Here is a 10,103-nt window from a genome sequence, read left to right on the forward strand (position 1 = left end):
AACCCTCTCCCTGGGGGAGAGGGAACAGATCGGTTTTCTCCCTCTATCCCTAACTCTCTCCCTGGGGAGAGGAAACAGATCGGTTTTCCCCCTCTCCAAAGGGAGAGGGTCGGGGTGAGGGGAAAACTTAAAGTACCTTACTCAAAAACTCTTTTGTCCGCGGGTTAGTCGGGTTGCTAAACAACTGCGACGGCGGCCCCTGTTCCTGAATCACCCCCTGATCGATAAACACCACGCGGTCGGCAACTTCACGGGCAAAACCCATTTCGTGAGTGACGATAACCATCGTCATCCCTTCCAGCGCCAGCTGTTTCATCACCGCCAGCACTTCACCCACCAGTTCCGGGTCCAGCGCCGAAGTCGGCTCATCAAACAGGATTATCGACGGCTCCATTGCCAGTGCGCGAGCTATCGCCACGCGCTGCTGTTGGCCACCGGAAAGGCTCGATGGCCAGGCGTCGATTTTGTCTATCAGGCCAACCTTTTGCAGCAGTTTTTCCGCACGCGACACGGCTTCTGCTTTCGATAAACCTTTAAGCGACATCGGCGCCATGGTCAGGTTTTCCAGCACCGTCATATGCGGGAACAGGTTAAAACGCTGGAACACCATGCCCACGCCTGCCCGCAGCGTGTTCAGATTCGTTTTGGGATCATGAACCGCCAGACCGTTCACCACCACTTCGCCACCGTCTGGTTTTTCCAGTGCGTTCAGGCAGCGCAGAAAGGTACTTTTACCGGAACCGGACGGGCCAATAATGCAGACCACTTCTTGTGGGGCGATATCACATGAAATGCCACGCAGCACATGAGTTTTGCCAAATTGTTTCTGTAAATCATTAACGTGAATCACTTTTGCCAAGCCTCTTTTCCATGTGTTGCACCATCAGCGAGAGCATGAACGTCAGCACCCAATAAACCAGTGAGATCGTCAGGTACGGTTCCCAATAGGTCGCATAGGCACCCGAAACGGTACGTGCTGCGTAAGCCAGGTCCGCCAGACCAATCGCTGAGGCCAGTGAAGAATCTTTCACAATGGCGATAGCGTTATTACCCAGCGGTGGCAGAATCCGGCGGAACGCCTGCGGCAAAATCACTTTGCGCATCGTTTTGCCCCAGCCCATACCCAACGCACGCGATGCTTCCATCTGGCCTTTGTCGATTGACTGAATACCCGCACGGAAAATCTCAGAGACATAAGCCCCGGCGTTGAGCGTAATCGCCACCACGCACGACAGAAACGCGCCATATTCAGAGCGCAGCATACGGGCAAAATCGACCGACATCAGCCCGCTGGTCACTAACATGCCGTCACGCGGATTGATAAACAGCGGCACCAGCGCGAAGTGAACCACCATGATTTGCACAAACAGTGGCGTGCCACGGAATGCACTGACGTAAATGCGCACAGGCCATTGCACCGCATAACGCAGCACATGTTTCCATGGGCCATCTTCGGCATGCGCCATGCGGCCAAGTCCAAGTAATAATCCCCAGGAGGTGCCTAAGATTACGCAGATGATGGTGCACTTGATGGTCATGATCGCGCCTTGCATAAATAGCGGCGCGTATTCTGAGATTATCTCCCAGCGAAATCCGGTCATACCTGTCCTTGTTGGGGCCGAAACGGTCCCAAATCATACGAAATTATTCAGCGGGGAGAGTGGGAACGTTGCTATCAAACCAGGTGGAATAGATTTTGGCATACGTCCCATCGGCGATGATTGTCTTCAGGCCTGAGTTGATTTTACCCAGCAGCTCCTGGTTATCTTTCGCCACTGCGATGCCGAAATACTGGCGTTCAAATTTGTCGTCTTTTACCGCTTTCAGCGCTTTTTCCGGGTGAGATTTGATGTAGTACTTCACCACGCCCACGTCGCCTACGGCGGCGTCGATACCGTCTTCAGCCAGCTCTTGCAGCATCAGCGGCGTATTATCAAAGCGCTTGATGTCGGTGCTGTTTTTGCCCAGCGTGTCAGAAACGACGGTATCGCCAGCGCTAGAGTTCACTACGCCAACTTTCTTACCTTTCAGCGCGTTAACAGAATCCACTTTGGAATCATTCGGCACCACGATGGACTGCTCGGCCGGGAAATACGGCGTAGAGAAATCAACCATCGCTTTACGTTTATCGGTGATGGTGATGCCGGAAATAATAATGTCACGGTCGCCAGAGTTCAGCGTGGCAAAAATCCCTTCCCACGGTGTATTCACCAGTTTGATATCAAAACCTTCCGCTTTAGCGATGGCTTTGATGATGTCGATATCAAAACCTTCCAGTTGCTTCTGGCTGTTTTCAAATTCAAATGGACGGTAAGTACCGCCAGAGCCAACCACATAAGTCTGCTGCGCGGCGTAGGCGGAAGTGAGAACGGTGGAAACCATGCACCCGGCTAAAAGAACTGACTTGGCTAACATCCTTAACATTTGACGCTCCTGATGAATTATTTATGCATTTAATTTGCATAAAAATACATAATTTAACGAAGTGCATCAACCAATAATTGCAGGTGTAATTCTGAATCAGCCCGCTAAAGACGCGTAACGTGGTAAAAAGTGCCGTTTCCACCAGGACAATGGCACAGCCGTACAAATCAACGTGAAGTAATTCACAGCAGCTTGTTGTCTCGCCAGAGATTCGTTTACGCCTCGATATACTCGCCAGACCTCTTATCCAGCTTTATCAGAAAAAATAATGACGTAGCGGAGAATATGATGAGTCAACTGGCTACCAGTAATGTCCATCGCGATAGCGGCAGTATGCTGATTTGGGTGCTGCTGTTGATACTTGGCGGTGTGTTGTTTTTCTTTTCATTAGACAGGCAGATTGTTTCGATTCTAAAAACCACATTGATGCATGAACTCAGCCTGAGTAATACCGATTACTCAATACTGATCAGCGCATTTATGATCCCTTATACCTTGATGTACTTCATCGTTGGCGGCATCGTTGACCGTTTTGGCAGCCGTTATGTGTTGAGCGCGCTGATGGTGGTGATGTCAATTGCCACGCTGATTACCGGCATGTCTACTTCGCTTAACGGGCTGATAGCCGGGCGAGTATTGCTGGGGCTGGCAGAGTCCGGCATTGTTCCGGCCTTAACACTCGCAGTTTTTACCTGGTTTAAGGCAGAAAAACGCGCCTTTGCCTTCCAACTCACCAATATCATCCAGTCCCTTGGCCTGATTCTGGCCCCGCCGTTTGTCGCCTGGGTAACGCTTTCCACAGGCTGGCGCTGGGCATTCTTTATTCCGGCAATCGCAGGAGTCGTTGTTGGGCTGATGTGGTTTTATTCCAGCCGCCATACGCCAGCCGCTGTAGAAGAAGTCCCCCACGAAAACTCGGCGAACGTGCCACTTTTGCAGCGTTACAAAGTGGTGCTGACCTCAAAACCCATTTGGGCGCTACTCATAGCCCGCTTACTCACCGACCCGTTCTGGTTCTTTTATCAGTATTGGCAGGTTGGGTTTATGCAGGAAAAGATTGGTCTGACGCTGGCACAGGTTGGCAAAATGATGTGGTTCCCGCCGCTGGTAGCTGTGTTTGGTGTGCTGGCAGCGTGCTGGATGTCGGACAGATTAGTCGCACGCGGAATGAGTTCCACACGCGCAAGGCTCACCATTATCTGGTCTGTGACTTGTTTGTCGCCTCTCGTATTCCTGCTGCCTTCAATGACGAATCCGTATGCCGCGGTGGCCATCATGACGGTCATTAACTTCATGTGTACAGCCTGGCTGAGCATGGCGACCATAATGATGGGCGGCCTTGCCCCACGCATTGCCATTGCTACCGCTATCGGGGTGATGAGCGCGTTAGGTGGTGTCACCTCCATTATTTTCAACGGCTTTGTCGGCACGATTATCGACCATTTCGGCTATTCGCTACCGGTATATATCGGGGCAACTTTGCATCCCATCGGCGCGATTGTGCTGGCCGTTTATTTTCTGCGTAACAAACAATATTTATCCCTTCAGGAGAGTCTGTGATGCCCTTTCTCACATCAGTAACGCCAGGCAAAGCCTGTGCCGATTTCACCGTTTTGTTTTGCCTGATGAACCATGGAAACCAACAGTTTGCCGCCTGGTATGATGAAAATCATCGCCTTACCGTAGGAAACCGGGCACTACCTGATGGCAACTGGACACAGTTTCAGCCAGAAGGGTTTTGGATAGACGAACGAAAGCGCCCTGCGCATATCACTGATTTTGATTCCCACAATTATCTGACCATCGCGATAGATAGTGCCGGGTTTATACACCTGGCTGGCAATATGCATGTTGACCCGCTGATCTATTTTCGCTCAGAGAAACCACTGGATATTACGTCGCTACGTTGCGTTCCACACATGGTTGGTGACCGGGAAAACCGCACCACTTACCCCGTATTTTTTAAAGATAATCAGGGGCGCTTGCTGTTTCGCTATCGCGATGGGTGTAGCGGCAATGGTGACGATATTTATAACGTCTATCAGCCTCAAACACAGCAGTGGACGCGTTTATTAGACACGCCACTGCTTAACGGAGAAGGCGCACGCAACGGTTATGCTCGCCAGCCAGTACAAGGCCCCGACAACTACTGGCATATGGTATGGATGTGGCGCGAATCACCTCATTGTGAAACCAACAATAATCTCTCTTATGCACGCAGCCGCGACTTGATCCATTGGGAAAAATCAGACGGTACACCGTTGGCATTGCCCATTTCACGTTGCAGTGGCGAAATTGTTGATAATGCCGATGTCGGCGACGGGCTGATTAATATGGTTCAGGAGGTCGGTTTTGATAATCAGGGCCGGGCAGTGCTGATTTTCCATCGCTATGATGCAGCCGGCCATTCCCAAGCCTGGCTCGCAAGGCCGGACGGCAAAGGCCACTGGCAAAAAGAGCAGCTAAGCCAATGGACATTTCGCTGGGATTTCAGCGGCGGCGGCTCGATTCCGCCAGATATCACGCTTTCAGCACCACGAGCCGTAGGCAATGAAATGCTGGAGGTCGAGTGGACGTCGTTGTGGACCGGTAAGGGTATCTGGATTATCGACGAAGAGAATTTACGTGTAGTGGAAACCAAACCGCTGGAAAGTCTGATACCGGAAGCGTTCTGGCGACCTGATCAAGAGACGCATCCCGATGCCGAAGTTCAGATTATGGCTGCATTAAACAGCGATTATTCGCCGCAATCGCGTTACTGGCTGCGTTGGGAAGCATTGCCGATTTTCCGCGATGTACCACATGATACGGTGACAAAGCCCACTGAGCTGGAAGTGCTGGAGTTAATGTAAGGTCAGCCTACCGACACTGATTCGGCGATATCCCAAACTGCTTGCGGAAGCTTCTGGAAAAGTGACTGATATCGCTGAAACCGCACTTACCTGCCACATCCCCCACGCTTTGGTCTGAAAAACGCAGCCAATACTTTGCCTGTAACAGACGCAATAACGAAAGGTATTGCTGCGGCGAAACGCCCGTGTATTGCACAAATGCACGCTGCAAAGTACGACGCGCCATACCAAACTGTTGGCACAGTTGGTCGATATCGAGCGACTGCGCATAATGGCTATTCAAATAAATAATCATCTGGCTGAGGCGGTCATCACTTGAGTGGAAATCCTGTGTTTTGTAACGCCACTGGCTTAGCGTATGCAGCACTTCTAGAAAAATCATCTCTTTGTGACTCTCTGCCATCAATTTATCGTCGAATTGCAGTTCTGTAAAACTCCTCAAGCGCTCAATGATGCGCAGCATGATGCGGTTATCAATTTGCCAGACATGGCTTTCCTCAGGGTCAGGTAGCAAATGTGCGATATTTTTTAGCACATTGAATTGGTCACGACCGAGATATAGAAAATTGATTTGCTTTAGATCTTTCATCGCCTCAAATAGATGATAATCCTGGCGATTCAGGTAACAGAGCATACCGGAAGTCAGTAAATAAGGCTTCTCATTACAAACATGTATCCCACTGCCACTTTCAACCAAAAAAAGCTCACTATATTCGTGAGTATGCTCAAGACTGATGCTGCTTTCCGGTTGCCAAAAATGGAACATCACCTTTTCCAGCGGATGGTGAAAATGGGTGTCACGGGGAAGAATCAGTGTCATGTCTACCTCACCAGTTTTCAGGAGAAGCAGGCAGAATTATCATGTCTGGCAGCGTATTACCTTCGCGTCATTGCCATCCAGCAGCAATCTAAAAATCAAACTTGTGACTGCATCCACTGAATAAATGCTTCAATTTTTGGCCATTGCCGCCCAGGCAATGTAGTGGCGTAATAATGCTGATGGCACTTCAATGTCATGTCGCCAAAGGGGGCAACCAACTCACCGCGATCCAGCCGTTTTTGCACCAGTCTTTTGCGCCCCATCGCTACTCCAACCTGGTTTACCGCGGCAATCACGGCTAAATCTGAGCGATCAAATCCGATACCCGAAGAGGAGGGTAAATCGACGGAAAAGTGCTGCGCCCAGCTGTGCCATTCGTCTGTACCTGAATCATTACTCCACGCCTGGCGGTCATGTAACAGCGTGCAATTGCGCAAATGTGCAGGTTTATTTTTTAACTCAAAACGCTGGGCATATTCCGGGCTGCACACCGGCACAATGGACTCATCCATCAAAAAATGATGGGTTAGCTGTGACGAAGGGGCATCGTCAAAATAGAGCGCCAGATCGACTCCCGCACGTTGCAGATTCACATTGTCATTGCCGGTCAGAATGGTCAGTGAAATCGAAGGGTAGCGCCGCGTAAAATCCCCGAGCCGCGGCACCAGCCAACATTGGGCAATGGAAGGGCGCGAATATATCGTCAGCAGGCCAGACAGCTCCTGATTTTTGATATCCAGAATTTCCTGGTTGAGCGTATCGAGCGACGATTTCAGCGCCCAAAAAACCCGTTTTCCTTCATGCGTTAACTCGACTTTACGGTGTGAGCGCACAAACAACTGGATCCCCAACTCCTGCTCAAGCTGGTTAATTCGATGGCTGACCGCACTTGAACTTAGCGAAAGCTCCTCCGCTGCCAGTGCAAAAGATTGATGCCGCGCCGCGACTTCAAATGTGTAGAGTTTTGATAGCTGCCAACCGTTGAGTAGGCGGTTTCTGACTTCGCGAAGCGGGTCCATTGTGCTCTCCAGAGAGATAAATCAGGGTGGCATTGTAAAATACTTGCCCAAAAACGTCGTTTTAAGATGTGAAAAATAGAACCAAAATCAAATTATCATGCCAGTTTTCGGCCTGAATCACTCTTTTGCATCAATCTACGTCATCTGAAATGCCATTTATATCGTTTGTCAGCCAGGAGCAATTTTTGTCCAATGGCGGAAGATAAATCGCACAGTGAGGTGGGTATGGAATCTCAGATTTGGGTTGTGGGTACGCTGCTTTGCAGCATCATTTTAATCGTCTTAACCATCGTAAAACTGAAGTTTCACCCTTTCCTCGCTTTGCTGCTGGCCAGTTTTTTTGTCGGCACAATGATGAGCATGAGCCCGCTGGATATGGTGAATGCTATTGAAAGCGGTATCGGCAGTACCCTCGGGTTCCTCGCGGCAGTCATCGGCCTTGGCACAATTCTCGGCAAGATGATGGAAGTGTCAGGTGGCGCAGAACGGATTGGCCTGGCGTTGCAACGCTGCCGCTGGTTGTCGGCAGATGTGATCATGGTACTGGTCGGGTTGATTTGTGGCATTACGCTGTTCGTGGAGGTGGGCGTTGTGCTGCTGATTCCACTGGCGTTTTCGATTGCGAAAAAGACCAATACCTCTTTGCTAAAACTGGCGATTCCATTGTGTACGGCACTCATGGCGGTACATTGCGTGGTTCCGCCACACCCAGCTGCGCTTTACGTCACCAATAAACTGGGCGCAGATGTCGGCACCGTGATTGTGTATGGTTTACTGGTAGGTTTAACCGCATCCCTGGTGGGCGGGCCGCTGTTCCTCAAATTCGTGGGAAATCGACTGCCATTTAAAGCCGTGCCTGCCGAATTTTCCGACCTGAAAGTACGCAGCGAAGAGTCATTGCCTTCACTCGGCGCAACACTGTTTACCGTGCTGTTGCCCATTGGCCTGATGCTGATAAAAACCGTCGCTGAGCTGAATATGGCGAAAAGCGGAACCTTGTATACGGTACTGGAATTTATCGGCAACCCGATTACCGCGATGTTTATCGCCGTGTTTGTCGCCTACTACGTGCTGGGGTTACGCCAGCATATCGGGATGAGCAAACTACTGACGCACACTGAAAATGGTTTTAGCTCTATCGCTAATATCTTGCTGATTATCGGTGCTGGCGGGGCGTTTAACGCCATTCTTAAGGCCAGTGGCCTGGCTGATTCGCTGGCGGTGTTGCTGTCAAATATGCACATGCATCCGATTTTACTGGCATGGCTGGTCGCTCTGATTTTGCATGCCGCAGTAGGTTCTGCAACCGTTGCGATGATGGGAGCAACCGCGATTGTGGCACCGATGCTGCCGCTCTATCCCAACGTCAGCCCGGAAATTATTACGATTGCTATCGGCTCCGGCGCAATTGGCTGCACCATCGTCACAGATTCCTTGTTCTGGCTGGTGAAGCAATATTGCGGCGCAACGCTCAACGAAACTTTCAAATACTATACAACGGCGACATTTATCGCCTCTCTGCTGGCACTGGGCGCGACGTTCCTGCTTTCTTTTATCATCTAAGCGCAAAGAGATTGTCTTATGAAAAACGCTGAAATAAACACATTGATTCAACAGTTTCCGCTGGTTCGCGATCTGATTGATTTGCAAGAAACCCGTTGGTTTAACCCGGAAACCACAACACTCGCCGAAGGCTTACCTTACGTGGGTCTGACGACCGAAGATGTGCAGGATGCTCATGCTCGCCTGACACGTTTCGCACCGTATCTGGCGCAGGCGTTTCCAGAAACTGCCGTGACGAACGGTATTATCGAGTCCGAACTGGTTGCGATTCCGGCTATGCAAAAGCGCCTGGAAAAAGAGTTCGAGCAGCAAATTTGCGGCCAGCTGTTACTGAAAAAAGACAGCCATTTGCCGATTTCAGGCTCCATCAAAGCGCGTGGCGGGATTTATGAAGTCCTGACACATGCGGAAAAACTGGCACTGGAAGCGGGTTTACTGAGCATCGACGATGACTATACAAAGTTACTGATGCCTGAATTTAAAGCCTTTTTCAGCCAGTACAGTATCGCCGTGGGCTCAACCGGAAACCTGGGGTTATCCATCGGAATCATGAGCGCACGCATTGGCTTTAACGTCACCGTGCATATGTCTGCCGACGCCCGCGCCTGGAAGAAAGCCAAACTGCGCAGCCATGGCGTCACGGTAGTTGAATACGAGCAGGATTACGGCGTCGCTGTTGAACAGGGCCGTAAAGCGGCAGAATCCGACCCAAACTGTTTCTTTATCGACGATGAGAATTCACGCACGCTTTTCCTCGGCTACTCAGTTGCCGGTCAGCGCTTAAAAGACCAGTTTGCCCAGCAAGGTCGCGTTGTGGATAAAGAACACCCGCTGTTTGTTTACCTGCCATGCGGCGTGGGCGGTGGACCTGGTGGTGTGGCATTTGGCCTGAAGATGGCCTTCGGCGATAACGTTCACTGCTTCTTCGCCGAACCGACGCATTCGCCTTGTATGTTGCTGGGGGTTTATACCGGCCTGCATGATGCGATTTCCGTGCAAGATTTGGGTATTGATAATGTTACTGCCGCGGATGGCCTGGCTGTTGGGCGTGCATCCGGGTTTGTTGGGCGCGCGATGCAACGGTTACTCGACGGTTTCTATACCCTTGAAGACCAGACCATGTACCGGCTGCTCGGCTGGCTTGCGCAAGAAGAAAGTATTCGCCTCGAGCCCTCAGCGCTTGCGGGTATGCCTGGCCCACTGCACGTCAGTGCGGATACGGCTTACCATCAGATGCATGGCTTCAGCGCTGAACAACTGCAAAACGCCACGCATATCGTTTGGGCGACAGGCGGCGGCATGGTGCCAGAAGCAGAGATGGCGCAGTATCTGGCGAAAGCGAAGTAATTACTGCTGTCATAAGCCCGCCCTCACCCCGGCCCTCTCCCCCTGGAGAGGGAGAAAACCGAACAGTTCCCTCTCCCT

9 protein-coding genes are annotated in these 10,103 nt (G+C 50.9%); 4 read left to right on the forward strand and 5 right to left on the reverse strand.

Features of this window, described 5'->3' with window-relative positions:
* Nucleotides 1-127 precede the first annotated feature (127 nt).
* From M975_RS18715 to M975_RS18725, 3 genes are read right to left on the reverse strand one after another with little or no spacing between them, the layout of a single operon-like run.
* The gene (locus M975_RS18715) at nt 128-850 is read right to left on the reverse strand and encodes an amino acid ABC transporter ATP-binding protein (RefSeq protein WP_064561406.1); all 723 of its coding nucleotides are present in this window, start codon (nt 848-850) and stop codon (nt 128-130) included.
* Nucleotides 837-1,601: an amino acid ABC transporter permease gene (locus M975_RS18720; protein WP_064561399.1), complete on the reverse strand. Its 765-nt coding sequence runs from the start codon at nt 1,599-1,601 to the stop codon at nt 837-839. Before M975_RS18720 ends, M975_RS18715 begins: the two co-directional genes overlap by 14 nt.
* Nucleotides 1,602-1,644: 43 nt before the next feature.
* Complete coding sequence (locus M975_RS18725) at nt 1,645-2,382, reverse strand: basic amino acid ABC transporter substrate-binding protein (RefSeq protein ID WP_425339024.1); 738 nt, start codon at nt 2,380-2,382, stop codon at nt 1,645-1,647.
* A 330-nt stretch (nt 2,383-2,712) separates the two neighbouring features.
* Between M975_RS18725 and M975_RS18730 the strand changes: the two genes are divergently transcribed.
* Nucleotides 2,713-3,984 carry an MFS transporter gene (locus M975_RS18730; RefSeq protein ID WP_064561400.1) on the forward strand — a complete coding sequence of 424 codons (1,272 nt, stop codon included), beginning with the start codon at nt 2,713-2,715 and terminating at the stop codon, nt 3,982-3,984.
* Nucleotides 3,984-5,276, forward strand: coding sequence for a BNR repeat-containing protein (locus tag M975_RS18735; protein ID WP_064561401.1), 1,293 nt, complete (start codon nt 3,984-3,986; stop codon nt 5,274-5,276). The genes M975_RS18730 and M975_RS18735 overlap by 1 nt, the downstream gene beginning before the upstream one ends.
* 7 nt (nt 5,277-5,283) lie before the next feature.
* Here the strand turns inward: M975_RS18735 and M975_RS18740 are convergent, their stop codons facing one another.
* Both M975_RS18740 and dsdC read right to left on the reverse strand, forming a co-directional pair.
* Nucleotides 5,284-6,096, reverse strand: coding sequence for a helix-turn-helix domain-containing protein (locus M975_RS18740; protein ID WP_074388400.1), 813 nt, complete (start codon nt 6,094-6,096; stop codon nt 5,284-5,286).
* 95 nt (nt 6,097-6,191) lie between these two features.
* Nucleotides 6,192-7,115 carry a DNA-binding transcriptional regulator DsdC gene (gene dsdC / locus M975_RS18750; protein ID WP_064561404.1) on the reverse strand — a complete coding sequence of 308 codons (924 nt, stop codon included), beginning with the start codon at nt 7,113-7,115 and terminating at the stop codon, nt 6,192-6,194.
* Between the two features lie 225 nt (nt 7,116-7,340).
* On the opposite strand from dsdC, the gene dsdX reads away from it, so the two are divergent.
* Complete coding sequence (gene dsdX, locus M975_RS18755; protein WP_064561408.1) at nt 7,341-8,678, forward strand: D-serine transporter DsdX; 1,338 nt, start codon at nt 7,341-7,343, stop codon at nt 8,676-8,678.
* Nucleotides 8,679-8,696: 18 nt separating this feature from the next.
* Nucleotides 8,697-10,025 (forward strand): D-serine ammonia-lyase, encoded by a 1,329-nt coding sequence (gene dsdA, locus M975_RS18760; RefSeq protein WP_064561405.1) that lies wholly within the window; start codon nt 8,697-8,699, stop codon nt 10,023-10,025.
* The last annotated feature ends 78 nt before the right edge of the window (nt 10,026-10,103 follow it).

It is taken from the genome of Buttiauxella brennerae ATCC 51605 (genome assembly GCF_001654925.1).
GTDB lineage: Bacteria > Pseudomonadota > Gammaproteobacteria > Enterobacterales > Enterobacteriaceae > Buttiauxella > Buttiauxella brennerae.